A 19,806-nucleotide genomic window follows, 5' to 3' on the forward strand; every position below is an offset into this window, starting at 1 on the left:
ACTGTAGAATGAAACTGTCCTATAAAATACTATTCGCATTTTCTATTGTCATTGTTCTTTCGGCCCTCGATTCATTTACGAATTACCGGCTATCAAAAAAAGTAATCAGTAATACTGAATTCCTTACCCATTCTGAAGCAATAATCAGAACTTCTGCCCGTCTTCATAAAACGATCATTGATATGCAGAGCGGGTTTAGAGGCTTTCTTTTGACTGAAGACGAAAGCTTTTTGGATTCATATGAGCGCGGAAGATTGGAGGTTCCCCAGTTGTTAAAGGAAGGTAAGGGCCTTTTGAAAAACCCCGTCCAAAAAGCAAAACTCGACTCTATAGAAAGTATTCATCTGGAATGGTTAGCTTATTCCAAAAAGCTCATTGATGCGAAAAGAAAGGCCGACCAATCACCGGATAATATAGGTGAATACAATCTCCTATTTCAAAACAAGCTAAGGAAGCAGGTAGGTAAAAAATTGAATGATGAGATGGCATTATTATTCCGCCAAATGGATGCTTATGAATATCAGGTGAGAGCGAAAAGAAGGGAAATTCTCTCAGCTTCGATTGAAAGCACCCATATCACTTCCTTTTCTTTTATGATCATGACCGCTATTATTGGTTTCGCGAGCACCTTCTATATAATCAGAACAATAACAAACAGGATTTCCTTTATGGTGAACCAAGCCGGGAGCATCGCAGGTGGGGATTTCTGTTTGATAGACGACAATCAGAATGATGAACTTTCCGGACTTAGCCTATCACTAAACCTAATGTCACAGAAGTTGATGCAAAATTTTACAGATCTTAACAGGAGGAACCTTGAATTGGATCAGTTCGCTTCTGTTGTCTCCCATGATCTGCGAGCTCCACTTAGGGGAATATATAATGTAGTATCGTGGATAGAAGAGGATCTCAGCGAATCACTTTCAGAAGAGCTTAAGAAATACCTTATTATTATACAACAGCGTATCGGTCGCATGGAAAACTTGATCAGCGCTCTTCTTCATTATGCGCGGGTAAGTAGAAATGATGCCGTTAAAGAGAAAGTTGATCTGAAGGAGCTAGTGAATAGTATAATTGATTCTATTGTTCCACGTACCTTCCAGATAATAGTAGGGCACTTGCCTGTAATAGTAACAGACAGAATAAGATTAGAACAGGTAATATCAAACCTGATAAGCAATGCGGTAAAATACGCGGTGAATGAAAATGGCAAGATTACGGTCTCCTTCAAAGAGCTTTCCGAAGTTTACGAGTTTACTATTGAAGACAATGGGGTAGGTATAGACCCTCAGTTTCACGACAAGATTTTCGGTATTTTTCAAACGCTGAGGGAGAAAAATACCGAGGAAAGTACAGGTATAGGGCTTGCTATTGTTAAAAAAATCATCACAGAGCAGAAAGGAAGTATAAAAGTTCATTCTGAACTTGGAAAGGGGGCCGCTTTCATTTTTACCTGGCCTAAACAGGGTAACAAGTTTACTTAAAATAATCTATTAAAGCATTTAAACAGAACGTTGTTAATTTTTAGAATATAACAGTTAATTTTATGAAAAGTAACATAATACTATTAATTGAGGATGATGAGCTTGATATTATAAGTGTAGAAAGAAGCTTGAACCGACTTGATACCCAATTTGAGCTTTACACAGCATTTAACGGGATTGAAGCTCTTAGTTTACTCCGTGGAGAGGGGGGCATTCCTCCTGTATATCCTGATATTGTTTTGCTCGACCTGAATATGCCGAAGATGAATGGAATAGAGTTTCTTAAGATTATAAGAAACGATCCATCGTTAAAAGATCTAAAGGTTTTTGTAATGACCACTTCGGGAGATGTATCTGACCGGGAAGCTACAAGCAAACTAGGGGTTTTGGGTTATTTGATTAAACCTCTTAATTTTACTGATAACAGGAAGAACCCTAATTCAATGGATGCATTCGTTCAATTTCATTTGGGAAGAATTTTAAATAATAACCTTATAATTTAGATCAAATGGATCGTTGATTCTAAACTATTTTATATAATGAATAATTAAACGGAGTGAGCTAGCTCAGTAAACCTTCCTGTCGTTTTTCCAGCTTAAAATCCTTAAAGAATTCGAACAGGTTGGTTTCTCCTGTGATCTGGAGTTTTTTGCGTAACCTGTACCTGCTGATTTCGACGCCTCTTGGGGATATCTGCATCAGTTGCGCAATTTCTTTCGTGGTGAGGTTCATTTTCAAGTATGCGCATAATCTCAGGTCATTAGTAGTCAGGTTTGGATATGCCGATTTAATGTCCCTTAAAAAGTTGGTATGCACCTTATCAAAATATATAGAAAACTGATCCCAACCTCCGTCAGCTTTTTCTTCGCTGCTTAAAGTCCTAAGTATTTTCTTTAGCTCCATCTGATGTTCATCCTGGTCCATATGCTTATTGAGCTTGTCCAGTTCTCCCTTAATTTTATTCAGAAGCTCGGCTTTCTGGCCAAGATGCATAGCTATAGACGCTAATTCTGAGTTCTTTGCCTCTATTTCGGTTTCCAGCTTCTCATTTTTCAACTTAACGATCTCTTTTTCAGACTTGTCGATCTCCAGTTGATGCAGATACTCGAGGCGCCTTTGTTCCTCCTCAAATCGTTTCTGCTGGTTAATGAATTTTTTCTGTTGGAATTTGTATACCTGGTATAGAATAAAAGCAATAATAAGACTGTAAATCGTATAAGCAAACCATGTATGATACCAGGGCGGACTTATTGAAAAGCGGTAAACTGCAGCCACAGATTCGATTCCAAAATTATTCCTGGCCTTTACCTTAAAAATAAAATTTCCATATGGCAAATTTGTGTAGTCTTTCTCTGTTCTCTTGCTATAAGCCGACCAGGTTTTGTCAAAGCCTTCCAGATAATAGCTGTATTGGATGTTAGCCTGATTTTTATTGACGATTGAAGAATATTCAAAGTGAAAGGAATTTAGCGCGTATTTCACTTCAGGAAACATCTGTTGCTTTTTTATCTCGTTAACCTCTCCAAAATAACCGCCAAAAAGCAGAGAATCGTTTTTTCCTATTGCTCTAACCTGGCTAAACTGAACTTTAATAGAATTGCTATTGTGTACATATTTATCAAAATTAATATGATAAAAACCCTTCTGAGCGCCAACAAGGATATTGTTTTTATCGATAGGATTAATATGTTCAAAGCCGCTGACCAGTTTACCATTCAATTCTGGTATAAAGATTAGTTCTGGCTTACCTCCTGAAAACTTGCACACTCCCAGGTTCTTGTCCTGTATAAACCAAATATTCCCGTCTGGGTCCTCCTTCATACACCTTATATATAAACGGCGGAAGATCTTAGTGAAAAATTCGGAGGGTGCAAAGCTATCGCCTTTTTTATTATACTCATAAATCCCATTTTCGGTACAGATCACCATGCGCCCCTTTACCGTATAAACGTGATTGTTGAAGGTTGAGGGTAGTCCCCTTGCCTTTGTATAGAGCTTTACCTCGGGATTCTCGAGATTGGTCACGTCAATCTTGTATACTCCTTTATAGGGATGAGAGGCCCAGATCAAATTGTCGTTTCCAACGGTAATAAAGCGTGCCGATTCATGGAAATTTTTTACAGGTCCCAAAAGTTTGTAACCATCAGAATTATAAGAAAAAATATCAATGCCGTTATAATTTCCTGCCAGCAGAATGGGGTCTTTGAAATGTTTGTGTTTGTAATAAAGGAATTTCCAGTAGCCTTTGTCGGATGAAAAGTTGGTTGCCGAATTTCCCGACATCGAATATGCCCCCTCATGTTTTCCCAGTAATAAATGATTCTCAACAATGTCAAAGCCCCAGGTCTGGCCGCCCGTATTCTCGGTGTATTTTATATTACCGCTTGATAGACTGATGTCGCCTGTATTGTTCCGTGGCATTGAATAAACAGCACTAGAAAGTCCGAAGTACAACGTGTTATTAAAGATTATAGAGGAGTGTCCCACCCCTTCGGCAAAAATGTCGGGATTAATGTGTCTGATAGCATTGTTACTTGCAATAAAGTCGATACCGTCATTCAGGCCGAGCCACAAATTCTTATTATGATCCTCGTGAATGCTTAGGATAGTACTATTTTGAAGTCCCGTATTCTTAGTGAAGTTGTAAACGATACTACCTTTCTTATTGACAACTAGCAAGCCGTTATTATTCGTAGCAATAATCAGCATGCCGTTAACATCCCTGAATGCTTGAAGGATTTGCCTATTTCTCAGGTTTGGGGCACCATACGAATCGAGGGTTTTTAGAGCTCCCTCAGTCAACGTATATATACCATGGTTCATCGTTGTAAGCAGAACTGTATCAGCAGAGAAAACAGAGACAGAGGTGGTGAGGAAATTTTCCGGTAGGGGAAGAAATTGTTTACTCAAGGAACCTGATTTTAGGAATGCCAGTCCTTTTTGCTTATCCTGAACTACAACCTTTTTACCAGCCAAGCCCAGGAATACCCATTGACTTGTAGCAGGAATAACTTTTACCTGGTTGTTTGAAAGGTGGAAAATTGCTTTTTCTGTCCTGAAATAAACATCCTTGTCATTACCTACAATGTCCCAGATATCTGCAAAGGAGCGGTACTTTTCAGGGAGTTTGTTTTTTAAGCTATAAAATTTTAATTTTCCATTAGTCGCAGGTGAAAAATAGCCGAACTCATCTTGTCCACCCGCATAAATCCTACTATCTAATCCCAGTGCTATCGATCTTACAATAGTTTTATTTGGCAAAGGATAAATTTTCCAATAAGTTCCATCATAAGTCAATAGCCCCTCATTATTGGCAAAGTACATTATACCATTCCTGTCCTGTTGTATATCCCAATTTTGCGTTCCTCCATTATAGCTGGTTTTTTCATAGTTCACTATATCGGGTAAACCGATAGGATTTCCAGCCAAAGCAGTGGCCCGCGCGAAAAGCAACACTAAAAGGAAGAGTTTATGCATGGTTATAATTAGTTCAATAAAAATAGGGAAATTTTGGATGAGCGACATATGTTGTAGGTGAAAAATGCGTTTTTGAGCTTATTAGTGGCTTTTGTTGTAGTTTTGATGTACCCCTAAATTCGTGATTAGCCCTCCTTCAGTACTACATTTGCTTCCAACAAACCAATTAGACAATATGAATTTCAAACCTTTTGTAAACATGAGGTACATGTATGTACCCTTGATTATTGCGTCTCTGATCTCTGGATGTAAAGAGAAAGAAGGAGAGTTGGGAGAGTCTGCCAGGGCTGCATTTAAAGTAACTCCGATAGCCGGAAAAGCAAACACTTATTTATTGGAAAGTACATCCGAGAACGCGTTTCGTTATCAATGGGATCTTGGTTCGGGACAGGGTGTAAGAGCCGGAAAGGCGGTTGACACGGCCTATTATCTAAAGAAAGGAAATTATGATATAAAACTTTACGCTTATGGGAATGGGGGTTATGATGTGGCTACTCAGAAGGTGAGTGTAACAAGTGACGACCTTTCTCCGATCTTAAACAACCCGATTTTTCAAAAGCTTACGGCTCATCCCTGGAAGCTTAATGCGAACTCAAATGCTCCTGTTATTGTAGGGACTGAAGGAAACCCGGGGGAATATTTTCAGGGTGGTCCGCTTGCCGACTGCCAGAAAGACGATGTGTATACCTTTGCTTTCGTAAATAACGACTTTAAACTCACCTACAATGCCAATGGTTCGACGTTTAATGGCGGAAATGTCGCCCCTAACTACAGCTGTTCATCCGACCGTTCTTACGTTAACGTAAGTTTTACTTTTAGTTCAACGGTATCAGGTGCTGGTATTGCTTCTATTACGCTGCCGGGCAATCCTCCTGTAAATTTCATAGGTGTTACCGATGTTTCTTCCAATAACTATCGCATCATCTCTATTTCCGACACCGAAATGGTTTTAAGATCGGGAACAGCGACCGAAACCGTACACCAAATGAGATTTGTAGCACAATAAACCAATCAAAGACTAACCAAATTAATCATGGAAAAAATAAAGCATCTGATAGTTTTGCTGATAACATGCTGTTTTATGCAGCAGGTTGTCGCACAAAATATTACCGTAGCCGGAAAAGTCACTGATAAACAGGGAGCTCCGCTTCCAGGAGTGTCGGTGGTGGTTAAAGGGACAAGAGCCGGTACGTCTACAAGTCCCACAGGAACCTATTCCATTGCTGTTCCAAAATTGGGATCAACCCTTGTTTTTTCTTTTATAGGATTGACTGAGCAGGAAGTAGTGATTAACAAGGCAGGGGAATTAAATGTGGTAATGGACGAAAAATCCATTACTATGAACGAAGTAGTGGTAGTAGGATATGGAAGACAACGTAAGGAAAGTGTAACCGGATCTATATCAACCGTTAATACAAAAGAGCTGGTTCAAAGCCCTGTTGGTGATTTAAGTAATGCGATTGCGGGTCGTGTTTCTGGCGTAATTACTAAGCAGCCTGCCGGAGAGCCTGGTGCTGATGGTGCTCAGATCTATATCAGAGGTAATTCTACTTTCGGTAGCGGAAGCATGGAACCCTTGGTAGTTGTAGACGGAATCGTACGTTCTTTCCGGGATTTCTCCCAGATGGACCCAAATGAAATTGAATCTGTAAACGTATTGAAAGACGCTTCTTCAGCTGCCATTTTCGGGGTAAAAGGAGCTAACGGGGTTATCCTGGTTACGTCTAAAAGAGGAAAGACCGGAAAGATCAGCGCCAATTATTCCTTTAACTATGGAGCATCGCAGGTTACCCGCCTCCCAAAAAATCTGGGTTCGTACGAGTACGCCGTTCTGTTCAATGAAGCGAAGCTGAATGATAACCCAAATGCTACTCCTGAATTTTCATTAGAGCGACTGGAGGGTTTCAGAAGCGGATCTGACCCTGAGCAATACCCGAACACCGATTGGATGGATCTTGTATTAGGTGGTAGTGCTCCTCGTTTGCAGCACAATGTTTCGTTAAGCGGAGGTACTGAGAAGGTGAAGTACTTTACCTCACTGGGCTATTTGAAGGAAGATGGTTTATATGAATCGTTAAACTACAAACGGTACAACGTGCGCTCGAACCTCGATATGCAGGCAACGCCAACGACCAAATTTTCGGTTGACCTTTCGGGTCGTTTAGAAAACCGTTTAACACCTCCGTCAGGAAGTATTTTTGAGCACACCATGCGTAATCCGCCTATTCTGCCTGCTCAATTTGCAGATGGTCGTCTGGCTAGTCCCGGGTCTTATCCAAATCCGCTTGCATTAGTTAGTCCGGAAAGCGGTTATAACAGAACCTCAGGTAATAACCTTCTAACCAACTTTCAGCTTACACAAGACATTCCTTTTGTAAAAGGTCTTAGTCTCAAAGGAGTTTTAGCATTCGACAGGAGCTTTATTTATAATAAGGTCTGGAATTCCTGGGTGCCTTTGTATGTAAAGAATGCCGATGGAACATATTCAACTAATGCACCGACAAAATCGTCCCTTAATAAAAATTTTGGCGAAGCTAAAGGTACTGAGTTACAGGGGCACATTAATTACGAGAACCGCTTCGGAGAGCATGGAATTTCTGCACTTGCTCTTTTCCTCCAGAAGGAAAATGAAAATAGCGGAATCTATGGTGGAAGAAATTCTTACGAAAGCTCTGCTCTTGAACTTCTAAATTTCGGTCCTGCGCTAAACGAAACACTTGGTGACTATGAAAACAGGACAGGATTGAAGAGTGCGGCTTTCCGTATCAATTATGACTTTTCTAACAAGTATTTTTTACAGGCCAGCTTACGCCGTGACCAGTCTGAAAACTTTGCTCCTGATAGAAGGACCGGCTATTTTCCTGCTGTATCTGCAGGATGGGTAGTGACCAAGGAAAGCTTCATGAGCGGTCTTAAAGCAGTTGATTATCTTAAATTCCGAGGTTCTCATGGTAAGCTTGGAAGTGACCGTATCGGTAGCCGTTTCGGTTACTATAACCGGTACAACCTTGTGAATAACAATTATGTATTTGGAAACACTTTGGTGAATGGATTAACCCCGGGTGCAATCGCAAATCCTGATCTAACCTGGGAAACTTCAACTAAAACTGATGTAGGTTTTGAATCAAGGTTCTTTAAAAATCTGTTAGGTATCGACTTTACCTATTTTACTGAAAAACGTGATGATATCCTTGCCACCCGTAGCCTTTCAGTGCCTCTATCATTTGGAGCAGCTCTACCGAGCGAAAACATTGGTACGGTAAAAAATAAAGGTATCGAGCTGGTATTAAGTCACGATAACAGGATCTCGAATAACCTTAACTACTTTTTAAGGGGAAACTTTACTTTCGCTCGTAATAAAATTATCGAGGCTGCTGAAGCAGCGAATGTTCCCGAAGGTAAAAAGATCACCGGACGTCCCAATAATGGCTATTATGGGTATAAGGCCGTTGGCATTTTTAGAGATCAGGATGATTACAACAATTCTCCAAAGCCTACTGCATTCCTGAATTCAACTGGTCCCGGCGATATCAAGTATCAGGACATCAGTGGTCCGGATGGATCACCCGATGGTAAGATAGACGATTATGATATCACGTATTTAGGTGTCGGTCCACTTCCTGAAATCCTGTACGGGATCAATGCCGGAGTAAGTTTCAAAGGTTTTGAATTTAATTTCCTGCTTCAGGGAGCTTCAAGATCGCAACAACTGCTCACCCAGAATGCTGCATGGGCATTTTATAACAGCGGAAGAGTAACTGAGGAATGGCTTGACCGCTGGACCCCTGCTAACCCTGATGCTTCTATGCCTCGTTTATCTTTAAATGCTAACGGTAATAATAACTTAACCAGCAGTTTCTGGGTTAAGAATTCGAGCTACCTGCGACTTAAGAATGTTGAGCTGGCTTATACCATCAAGAATAAATTCCTGTCAAGATACACTTCTGGAGGGGTAAGGCTCTTTGCTACGGGACAAAATCTGTTCACTATTACTGATATCCTGAATGTCGATCCTGAAAATACAGCGGCAAACGGATGGTACTATCCACAGCAAAAAACTTACACCGTGGGATTAAACGTGCAGTTCTAATACAAAGGGTAATCAATTATTTATACAAATTAATTCGACAAGAAATGATTTCTTTAAAATATAAATGGGTAATAGGAGCCTTTGTGCTATCATCATTAACCTATTCCTGCAAAAAAGATGTTTTGGATATTAAGCCGACTGATTTCGTATCAGATGCTGCAGTATTTAGCGATATAAATTTAACAAGCCAATTCGTAACGAACATTTATTCAAGTTTGCTAAGTGGTTTTGAACGCCGGGATGCAGGATTGGGACAGGACTGGTCGGTAGGATTCGGCTTGCTGGATATGGCTACAGATGATATTGAAGGTCACGCAGCACTGAATGTTAATTCGATTCAAAACGGAGATCTGAACCCTTCCAATTTCAACTTTAGCATTGAAATGTGGCAGGCAAACTATATAGTGATAAGAAAGGCAAATACACTTTTGGCAAGGATTGATGCCGTGCCAACTACCAATACCAATCTGAAAGCCCGGCTCAAAGCAGAAGGAAGGTTTCTTCGTGCTTTTGCCTACGAGGAGTTGATTAAAGCATTTGGAGGAGTGCCTCTGATTACCACTGAACAAAAAGTGAGTGACGACCTGTTTGTGCCGAGAAGCTCTTTTGAAGAGTGTGTTAATTTTATCGTAAAGGAATGTGATGAAGCTGCGGTAGATCTTCCTTCAACCTATGGAGACGCCGAATTGGGGCACGCGACAAAAGGTGCAGCTCTGGCCCTAAAAGCAAGGGTGCTGCTTTATTATGCAAGTCCTCTCCACAATCCCAGCAATGATCTGCAACGCTGGAAAAGAGCTGCAGATGCTGCAAAGGCGGTGATGGACCTGAAGGTTTACGATTTGCATCCTGACTACTACAGGTTGTTCCTGGATAAAACAGGAAATAAGGAAGTGATCTTTGCCAAGAAATATGGCCGGCCTGGCAGAATTCACGAAACAGCCTGGAAGTTAGGCATGAGTATACAGGCACCTGCAGTAATTGGCGGGGTGTGGGGCGCTTTTCACGCTACTCAAAATCTTGTTGATTCCTATGAGATGAAGAACGGAAAGCTAATCGGTGAAGCCGGTTCAGGATACGATCCTCAGAATCCTTATGCAAACCGCGACAGTCGATTAGATGCATCCCTTTTGAGGAATGGGTCGCAATGGAAAGGCGTTACTGTCGAAACGTTTGAAGGAGGAAATGCTAACATGGCCTCCAATGGCGACAGGACCAAAACTGGTTACGGGCTTAAGAAGATGATGGATGAGAAGTATGTTACAGCCGATCAGGTTTACCAGGGAGGAGATAATGACTGGTTGTTTATGCGTTATGCCGAGGTATTGCTGAATTATGCAGAAGCACAGAATGAATTTTCTGGTCCGGATAACAACGTGTACGATGCTATCAACGAAGTGCGTAGAAGGGCAGGTCAGCCAGCGCTGGGTGGCTTAACACAACCTCAATTAAGGGAAAGGATAAGAAACGAGCGTAGGGTAGAATTATCGTTTGAAGAGCACCGCTTCTTTGACGTTCGTCGCTGGAAGCTAGGTTCCGTTTATTTCAACCAACCAGTAAAACGAATGAGAATCGTTAAAAATCCTAACGGAACGTTCACTTACACAGTTGAAAATCTCGAGAACCGGGTGTACAGAGAGAATTTCAACCTGTTACCAATCCCGCAGATAGAACGGGAAAGGAACCCAAATTTAGGGCAGAATGAATATTAAGGGGGATGATAGAAGGAGTGGAGGATAGAATGAGAGATCATTCTCTAGCACTCCTAGGACTGGAAATCTAGCAATGAAATCACTCCAGAAACGATAAACACAACATTAGGATGAATAAACACATATCAATACTAGCACTGGTGGCTTGCTTATTTTGCAAGCCAGCCAGCGCTGGTATAACTACTGAAAAGCCACAGAAGCCCGTCAAAGTGGAAGTGGTGAAAACAACATCGGGATACCAGCTTTTACGGGATGGGAAACCATATTTCGTGAAGGGTGCGGGAGGAAATAAATACCTTAGTCGTCTTGCTGCTTACGGAGGGAATTCTATCAGAACCTGGGGAACTGATAATGCGCAGCAGGTTTTGGATTCTGCTCAGAAGTACGGACTTACAGTGTTAATGGGACTGCCAGCCGTTCCTGAACGACATGGATTTAATTATAACGACGCGGGATCTATCAGTAAACAGTTCGATAGAATTAGGACGGAGGTTTTGAAGTATAAGGATCACCCAGCGCTGTTGGCCTGGGGAATTGGTAACGAGCTCAACCTGTCGTACAAGAATCCGAAAGTATGGGACGCAGTAAATGAGATAGCAGAAATGATCCACCAGGTGGACCCAAATCATCCTGCAACAACAGTATTGGCCGGAATCAATAAAAGCGAGATCGATTATATTAAGGAAAAAACTAAGAGCCTTGACTTTTTATCGATCAATACCTACGGAGGATTGGCTGCTTTGCCATCACGTGTAGCAGAACTGGGTTGGACTGGTCCCTATATGGTAACGGAATGGGGCCCGACCGGACATTGGGAAGGCTTATCTACCAGCTGGAACGCACCGATAGAAGAAACAAGTACAGAAAAGGCTGCGGTTTACAAAAGCAGGTATTCTTATTCTGTGGAAAAAGATAAAGAGAAATGCCTGGGATCGTATGTGTTCCTATGGGGGCAAAAGCAGGAGCGCACACCAACCTGGTATGGTCTTTTCACAGATAAAGGTGAAGAATCGGAAGTTGTTGATGTAATGCAATACCTCTGGAAAGGTGAGTTCCCATCAAATAAGGCACCTCACATCTATGCTTTCCACCTGGATGGTAAAAAGTCGAACCTCGACGTTAAGCTGAAGGCGGGAAAACCTTATACAGCAGATGTGCTTGCTATAGATCCTGACAGCGATAGCCTTGAGTATTTTTGGGAACTACTTCCGGAGGCTACCAAAGTAGGCGAGGGGGGCGATCATGAAGAAAAGCCGGAAGCTAAAATGTTCAAATACCAGCAGGAAGGCAAAGGTAAGATCAGCTTCTCAAGTCCCACAGATGAAGGAGCTTACCGATTGTTTGTTTATGTTAGAGATGGAAAGAATAAAATAGCGACGGCGAACATACCATTCTTTGTGAGCCGCTGATCAGAAAAAGTAGAAAAGGATATATGATGAATGCAAAAGTTTTAATCAGATATAGTGTATTGTTCCTGTTGTTCTGTCCTTTGCTGGTTCAGAGCTGTAAAAAGGAAAGTGGGTCGGCGGGAGTTGCTAATCTCAGCATGGATACCGAGGTAAGTACGGATGGGTCGGGGTTGGTGACTTTTACAGCATCAGCAAGCAATGCCGACCGGTACTACTTCAATTTTGGAACTTCAGCTAATGAAGAAGGAACACGTTCTACCAGCGGCAAGCTTTCTTATACGTACACATCAAGCGGCACTTATACTGTAAAAGTTACAGCTTATTCCACTGATAATAAGTCGGCTGTTATTACAAAAACCATTTCTGTTACGGTTAATCCAGCCGGTGAAGAGAACATCTCGCCAGAGAATTATCCGGGTATGACTTTAGTATGGAGGGATGAGTTTAATGGAACTTCCTTAAACACGTCCGATTGGACCTACGAAACCGGTACGGGTAATAACGGCTGGGGAAATAATGAACTACAGTACTACAGGCAGGAGAATTTATCCCTTGCTGATGGCTTCTTAACCATTACGGCAAAACGTGAAAGCTTTGGAGGAAGGGATTACACCTCCTCCAGAATTAAAACCCAGGATAAGAAAACTTTCAGATATGGTAGAATTGATTTCAGAGCTAAACTGCCTAAAGGTAAGGGGATTTGGCCAGCTCTCTGGATGCTTGGAAATAATATTAGTACTGTGTCGTGGCCAGCGTGTGGGGAGATAGATATAATGGAACTGGTAGGAGGAGGTCCCGGAAAAGACAATACCGTACATGGGACAATCCACTATGATAATAACGGAACTTATGCAAATACGGGACGTTCATTTACTTTACCAAGCGGCGATTTTTCCGACAAGTTCCACGTGTTTTCTATTATCTGGGAAGCTACAAGTATAAAATGGTTGGTTGATGGTGTTCAGTTTTATTCTGTGGATACTTCTTCTCCAGCCCTACGTGAGTTTAACAATCATTTCTTCCTGCTGATCAATCTTGCAGTCGGGGGTAATTGGCCGGGAAGTCCTGACGGTTCAACTGTCTTCCCGCAAAAAATGATGGTTGATTATGTAAGGGTTTTCCAAAAGTAGGAGGGGAGCATGGCGCTTCTCGCCCTCTCACCTCTCCCTCTCCTATAGGACAGGGGAATACAAATAGTAAATTCTTAGTGCAAATTAAATAGGCTGTAAATTAAGTCTCACAATTCAAATCTCTAATTAAATGAAATATGTCCTTTCCCTTGTAATGGTTGCTCTTTCAGTTACTAATTTACAAGCCCAAAAAGCGAAAGAAAGCAACCTTTCAATAGAAAGTAAAGTGCAATCTTTGCTGTCTAAAATGACCCTGCAGGAGAAGGTGGGGCAGATGACGCAGCTCACTCTCGATGTAATTACGAAAGGTCCCGATCGCTTTAGTAGTACTGAGCCTGTGGAGCTTGATCCTCTGCAAGTGGAAAAAGCTTTTATAAAATATAAAGTAGGTTCAGTGCTAAACACGGCTAATAATCGGGCACGTACCCCTGAAGTCTGGAATAATATTATCAGCAGGATCCAGCAGGCGAATAAAACTGGACTGAAAATTCCTGTTATTTATGGTGTGGATGCTATTCACGGAGCTACTTATACAGCAGGAGCAACTATGTTTCCTCAGCAGATCGCTATGGCTGCCACAAGAAACAGGGATCTGGTTTTAAAAGGCGCTGAAATTACCGCTTATGAGACAAGGGCTAGTTCAATTCCCTGGAATTTCTCTCCCGTACTTGATCTTTGTCCTGATCCCCGCTTCCCCCGGCAATGGGAGACTTTCGGAGAAGATCCTTATCTGATAACCGAACTGGGAAAACAAATGATCAAAGGATACGAGGGACCAGGCAATAACATTTCCGACCCATTCCGGGTAGCTTCTTGTCTGAAGCATTTTTTAGGCTACCAGGTGTCTGCTTCAGGAAAAGACAGAACTCCAGCCTATATCTCCGAACAGGCATTGCGTGAATATCATTTGCCTGCTTTTAAAGCAGCAATTGACGCTGGTGCTCATACTATAATGATTAATTCGGGATTGGTAAACGGAATACCTGTGCATTCTAATCCCGACATACTTATCAAACTATTGCGTCAGGAATTAGGCTTTAAAGGATTGGTAGTAACAGATTGGGGCGATATTGAAAACCTGTATCAGCGTGATAAAATAGCGCGGGACCATAAGGAGGCTATTATGATAGCTATAAATGCAGGCATAGATATGTCTATGGTAGCGTACGAGTACGAGCGCTTTTGCGATAACCTGCTTGAGCTGGTGAAAGAGGGTAAGGTAAAAGAAGAACGCATTAACGAAGCAGTAAGTCGCGTTCTTACCCTAAAATATAAATTAGGACTGTTTGAAAATCCAGTGATGGATTACAAGAAGTATACAAAGTTTGGAGGGTCTGAATTTGCCCGTGCAGCATATTTAGCGGCAAGTGAGTCCATTACCCTGTTAAAGAATTCGAACAATATCCTCCCCTTGAATAAAAATGCAAAAGTACTGATCACGGGCCCTAACGCAAATTCCATGCGGACCCTCAACGGTGGCTGGACTTACTCATGGCAGGGAGAGAAAGTGGAAGAATTTGCTGCGAAATACAATACCATTGTAGAAGCTTTTAAGAACAAAGCAGGAGCGAACCAGGTGACCTATATCCCCGGAGTAAGCTATAAAATGAGCGGAAAGTATTTTGAGGAGTACGAAGACAGGATGCAAGAAGCTGTAAAGGCAGCTGCCTCTGCTGATGTGGTTGTTCTTTGTCTGGGTGAAAACTCATATACTGAAACCCCGGGTAACCTTAGCGATCTTTACCTGTCTGATCTTCAAACAGAATTCGCGAAGAAGATAGCAGCAAGCGGAAAACCTGTGGTACTTGTGTTAAACGAAGGCAGACCACGGATCATCAGCAAATTTGAGCAACAGATCCCTGCTGTAATTCAAACATACCTGCCGGGGAATTACGGCGCGGATGCTTTGGCTGATATCATTTATGGGGATATCAATCCATCAGGAAAGCTGCCGTATAACTACCCTAAATTCCCTAATTCATTGGTTGCTTATAATCATAAACCATCTGAAAGCAGGGATATGGTGCAAGGGGTTTATAATTACGATGCAGATTATAATCCTCAATGGGAATTCGGTCACGGTTTAAGCTATACTACCTTCTCTTACAGCAATCTTCAGTTAAGCTCAGATAAAATAGCAAGTACTGGAACAATCACAGTTTCAGTAGATGTAAAGAACACGGGTCAGAGGGAAGGAAAAGAAACAGTAGAACTTTATTTAAGTGATCTGTATGCATCCATCACTCCCGATGTAAAGCGATTAAAAGGGTTTGAAAAGATAAGTTTGAAACCAGGAGAGACAAAAACTGTACGTTTTACCCTAACTTCTGAACATATGTCTTTTATCGGCAAAGACAATCAACCCGTTGTCGAACCCGGTGAGTTTAAAGTAGAGATCGGTAAGCTTACAAAGAATTTTAGTGTTCAATAGGGTTTATTGGTCTATTTTTAAAAAGGCTCCTGTGCAAACGCAGGAGCCTCCTTAACATCAACAGCCACGATAAATATTTCACGTCGTGACTTATCCTTCAAAATCTATCCATTCTGCACAATATCCCCGAGTTTCGCCACATCCTCCAAATGGTAAGGTGTTTCCTGGTATACGAAATAGTTGAGCCAGTTATTGAAAAGTAGGTTAGCGTGACTTGTCCAGCATACCAATGGAGCATTCTCCGGATTATCATCGCGATAGTAATTTTTCGGTACTGGTACCTCGAGGCCTTTCTTTACATCTCTGGTGTATTCCTCGTGAAGAGTTAAAGGAGAGTATTCTGAATGCCCTGTAAGATAAAACTCACGTCCGCCTCTTGAATAAAGGATAGCAATTCCTGCATCCGGAGATTCTGCCAGGATCCGTAGATCTTCCTTATCCACTATATCAGACTTTGAGATTGTAGTATGTCTGCTATGAGGAATAAAGAACTCATCGTCAAAGCCTCTTAATAAGGAGTGTCCCTTTTCAGTAGCGGTATGCTTGAAAACTCCAGATAGTTTTTCATCCAATGGCTTTTTTTCAACTCCGTAAAAATGATAAAGAGCGGCCTGGGATGCCCAGCAGATATATAGGGTTGATGTAACGTGTTTCCTTGCCCAATCGAAGATCTGAGTGATTTCATCCCAATATGTTACTTCCTCGAACTTTAACATTTCTACAGGAGCCCCGGTAATGATCAATCCGTCATAAAAATTCTCCTTTATTTCCCCAAATCCTTTATAGAACATCTCCAGATGTTCCTCGGATATATTTTTAGAGGTGTGAGAATCAAGTCTTAAAAACTCAACTTCAACCTGTAAAGGATTGTTAGATAATAGGCGAACAAAATCCGTTTCCGCCGATATCTTCAGAGGCATAAGATTTAAGATAAGCACACGCATAGGACGAATATCTTGCGTATTCGCTCTAAGCTCACTCATTACAAAAATATTTTCCTTCTTTAATAGCTCTATAGCTGGCAGATTATTCGGAATCTTAACTGGCATTTACCTTTCCCCTTATTTTTTCAGCTTGCAAAAATAACAATAATACCGATGAACTCTAAACTTTGGATCGTCTCTGACTATTATATGGCAATTCTGCCATCGTGCTCTAATTTCAGGCTTCAGATCTTACTTTAATCTGATAATGGAGCAGGAAGACCTGATAAAAATGGGAGGTCTAATCCTTAAATTTGTATCGATGAAGAAAATTGGATTTCTATCGTTTGGCCATTGGGCTAGCCATCCTGCTTACAAAACCCGTACAGCAGCTGATACTTTGCTTCAATCTATTGACCTTGCTGTTGCGGCAGAGGAGATCGGATTGGATGGGGCATATTTTCGCGTTCACCATTTTGCTGCTCAATTAGCATCTCCGTTTCCATTGCTATCAGCAATTGGTGCCAAAACAAGTAAAATAGAGATCGGAACAGGGGTGATCGATATGCGCTACGAGAACCCGTTATATATGGTTGAAGATGCCGGAGCTGCGGACCTGATCTCAGGAGGGCGACTTCAATTAGGCATTAGCAGAGGTTCACCTGAGCAGGTGATCGATGGCTGGCGTTATTTTGGGTACGAGCCCGCAGAAGGAGAAAGCGACTCTGATATGGGACGCAAGAAAGCTTTGGAGTTCCTGGATAAACTGAACGGTGTTGGATTCGCCGAGCCTAACCCATACCCGATGTTTCCCAATCCGCCCGGACTTTTGCGACTAGAGCCTCACGCTGAAGGACTAAGGGATCGTATCTGGTGGGGAGCTGCGTCGAATGCCACGGCAGTGTGGGCGGCCGAAAATGGAATGCACCTTCAAAGCTCTACGCTTAAATTTGATGAGAGCGGCAAGCCTTTCCATGTACAGCAGGCGGAACAAATCAGGGCGTACAAAGAGGCATGGAAAAAAGCCGGGCACCAGCGTGAATCCCGCGTTTCTGTGAGTCGTTCCATATTTGCTTTATTAAGTGATCTCGATCGGTACTACTTCGGTCAGGAAGGCGGAAGCAGCGATAAGTTCGGCTATATTGAAAGAGATAAGAGAGCGATTTTCGGAAAGAGTTATGCAGCAGAGCCAGATCAACTAATTAAGGAGTTGGCAGAGGATGAAGCAATCCAGGAAGCCGACACCTTGCTTCTGACAATACCCAATACACTCGGGGTGGATTACAATGTACATGTATTATCATCAATACTTGAGCATGTAGCTCCTGCCCTAGGTTGGCGCTAATATAATGTCTATCAACGATTAATAAGGAGCTTTCGCAATTGAAGAGGATAAGCATTCAATGGCGAAGGCTCTTACTTATTTCGCTGCTACTTCAATATGGAAAGCAGCGACACCTTTTATCTGCAAACACGTTTAGAGATTCTTCCTGTTCTTCGGGACTTACATCTTTGCGTTCAAAACCTTAGCACAAATTTAATCCGTAATTATAATGATGAATTAAAGTTTAGATAACGTCGGCTTAATATGGGTATTTTATCTTTGAGTATTAATTGGTTAGTTGACCTGGTCCTCATGATAAGGTCTTGTTTTTTAAGATTGATTTCGACCCTGCATTCTCCTATTCTTTGAAAATTCCATTCCAGTTCTCATCTTATTTCAACGATTTGGTGAAGCCTAAATACCTATAAATGACCGGAACTAGTCATAATATAAAGTGCGGGAGCCACAACGCCAAGGATCATAAGAATAATAAACGAAACTATTCTAGATTCTGCCCGCGAAACCAAAATCCCATTCAATATCAAAAGGGCAAACAGAATAATTATACCAAGAAGAGACAGCACAAAGTTTAGTCCGGTGCTTAATCCATAATAGAAGATTAAAATCCAGAAGGCAAGGATTATACTGGTCACAATTATTTTAATGTACTTATTGGGTAGCATGTATTAATATTGGGCAAAGGGTGATGTTCTAGTTAAATTCTTTTTTATGTAGATCAGCCTCAATTTGCGCCAAAAATACAGATTTTACCTCCTCCCTTATCAATGAATTTATTCTTTCTCTTATCCCAGCAATTACAATTCAACTTCTCGCTTAGTTATTCACTACATTCCTTTGCGAAAGAAAACGCTACTTCCACTAAATGGGCTAAATACGTCAATACCAATCTTTGAAAAGACCATATTATCCAACGAAATCCAATTAACACCACCTAACAATATGAGAAAAACCCTACTTAAATTAACAATTTTCCTGGGTATTGTTATTCTACTGCAAAACGTCTGCTTAGTTGTGTTTAGCTGCATGTTGCGCCTGCCAATCAGTTCCAAGAGGGAAATACAAATCCAATAGTTGTTTTTTGTAATCATCCATTGTACCTCTAGGTAATTCCCGCTCCTCCACTATAAAGTTAAAAACTTCGGAAATTCGTTGATCGCTATATCCGTCCCAAGCTGCAGATACCAGAAGATGTGAGCAATCAGTGATTTGACTTTGATTATAAGCTATCTTTTTTATTTCTTCTAAGAGCTCCTTATTAGTGATCACAAAAATTTGATAGAGCTGTAATCCGGAAGAAGAGGGAGCTAGTCTGGCAGCTTCGAATATGTAGTTGAGTTTTTCGTTCGAAATCTTTGAACCAATCATTTTTTTGTAGCGTAGCGCCAGTTGAAATTTTACCCAATTATTTGATTTTATGAATGGACTCCATCTGCCAACGACTGCGATGATTCTCTTGCATTTACATAGAAACCTGCATTATAATGATCTTTATTAAGAGGAAACAATTAGGTTCTTCGAGCAAAAAGGCTTTAATTTCGATTTTAAGTTTCTGAACAACCTGGAATAAAAGTTTAAGGGGGGGATGTAAGAGTGGAGCTTTAAAGTAATCTTCTTATCTTTAGGCTTTCAAATTCAATGACCGTGAACCGTCACATTTTTATTAGAGTATTAATTGTTTCCATTTCGATTTTCTTTTATCAAGTAGCCTTATGCCAAGATAAACCTTTTGAAAAAAATATAGGTTGGAGGGCCGGTCATGGTCCGATAAGGATTAAAAGTATTTCTGATTCTACAAGAAGTAGCACCTG

The 19,806-nt window shown here is 41.3% G+C and carries 12 protein-coding genes; 9 read left to right on the forward strand and 3 right to left on the reverse strand.

The features are described from left to right. The first annotated feature begins 8 nt into the window (after positions 1–8). Both J4N25_RS18570 and J4N25_RS18575 read left to right on the forward strand, forming a co-directional pair. Positions 9–1,484 carry a sensor histidine kinase gene (locus J4N25_RS18570; protein WP_207423297.1) on the forward strand — a complete coding sequence of 492 codons (1,476 nt, stop codon included), beginning with the start codon at positions 9–11 and terminating at the stop codon, positions 1,482–1,484. 62 nt (positions 1,485–1,546) lie between these two features. Further along, positions 1,547–1,987 carry a response regulator gene (locus J4N25_RS18575; protein WP_207423298.1) on the forward strand — a complete coding sequence of 147 codons (441 nt, stop codon included), beginning with the start codon at positions 1,547–1,549 and terminating at the stop codon, positions 1,985–1,987. Positions 1,988–2,045: 58 nt separating this feature from the next. Here the strand turns inward: J4N25_RS18575 and J4N25_RS18580 are convergent, their stop codons facing one another. After that, complete coding sequence (locus J4N25_RS18580; protein WP_207423299.1) at positions 2,046–5,009, reverse strand: ligand-binding sensor domain-containing protein; 2,964 nt, start codon at positions 5,007–5,009, stop codon at positions 2,046–2,048. Between the two features lie 127 nt (positions 5,010–5,136). Here J4N25_RS18580 and J4N25_RS18585 point away from each other — a divergent pair, with 127 nt between their 5' ends. From J4N25_RS18585 to J4N25_RS18610, 6 genes are all read left to right on the forward strand, one after another. Further along, positions 5,137–5,967: a hypothetical protein gene (locus J4N25_RS18585; protein WP_207423300.1), complete on the forward strand. Its 831-nt coding sequence runs from the start codon at positions 5,137–5,139 to the stop codon at positions 5,965–5,967. A gap of 27 nt (positions 5,968–5,994) precedes the next feature. Further along, a complete protein-coding gene (locus tag J4N25_RS18590) occupies positions 5,995–9,051 on the forward strand; it encodes a SusC/RagA family TonB-linked outer membrane protein (RefSeq protein WP_207423301.1) in 3,057 nt (1,018 codons plus the stop codon). Positions 9,052–9,095: 44 nt separating this feature from the next. Beyond that, on the forward strand, positions 9,096–10,760 hold the full coding sequence (locus tag J4N25_RS18595; RefSeq protein WP_207423302.1) for a RagB/SusD family nutrient uptake outer membrane protein: 1,665 nt from the start codon (positions 9,096–9,098) through the stop codon (positions 10,758–10,760). A gap of 110 nt (positions 10,761–10,870) precedes the next feature. After that, a complete protein-coding gene (locus J4N25_RS18600; RefSeq protein WP_207423303.1) occupies positions 10,871–12,169 on the forward strand; it encodes a glycoside hydrolase family 2 TIM barrel-domain containing protein in 1,299 nt (432 codons plus the stop codon). A 23-nt stretch (positions 12,170–12,192) separates the two neighbouring features. Then, positions 12,193–13,299, forward strand: coding sequence for a family 16 glycosylhydrolase (locus J4N25_RS18605; protein WP_207423304.1), 1,107 nt, complete (start codon positions 12,193–12,195; stop codon positions 13,297–13,299). A 130-nt stretch (positions 13,300–13,429) separates the two neighbouring features. Further along, positions 13,430–15,730, forward strand: a complete 2,301-nt coding sequence (locus tag J4N25_RS18610; protein WP_207423305.1) for a glycoside hydrolase family 3 N-terminal domain-containing protein — start codon at positions 13,430–13,432, stop codon at positions 15,728–15,730. 104 nt (positions 15,731–15,834) lie between these two features. Here J4N25_RS18610 and metA read toward each other — a convergent pair whose 3' ends face one another. Continuing rightward, the gene (gene metA, locus J4N25_RS18615) at positions 15,835–16,779 is read right to left on the reverse strand and encodes a homoserine O-acetyltransferase MetA (RefSeq protein ID WP_207423306.1); all 945 of its coding nucleotides are present in this window, start codon (positions 16,777–16,779) and stop codon (positions 15,835–15,837) included. A gap of 196 nt (positions 16,780–16,975) precedes the next feature. On the opposite strand from metA, the gene J4N25_RS18620 reads away from it, so the two are divergent. Then, complete coding sequence (locus tag J4N25_RS18620; RefSeq protein WP_207423307.1) at positions 16,976–17,998, forward strand: LLM class flavin-dependent oxidoreductase; 1,023 nt, start codon at positions 16,976–16,978, stop codon at positions 17,996–17,998. Positions 17,999–19,003: 1,005 nt separating this feature from the next. On the opposite strand, the gene J4N25_RS18625 is transcribed toward J4N25_RS18620, so the two are convergent. Continuing rightward, positions 19,004–19,363 carry a nitroreductase family protein gene (locus J4N25_RS18625; RefSeq protein WP_207423308.1) on the reverse strand — a complete coding sequence of 120 codons (360 nt, stop codon included), beginning with the start codon at positions 19,361–19,363 and terminating at the stop codon, positions 19,004–19,006. Positions 19,364–19,806 lie beyond the last annotated feature (443 nt).

It is taken from the genome of Desertivirga brevis (assembly GCF_017355835.1).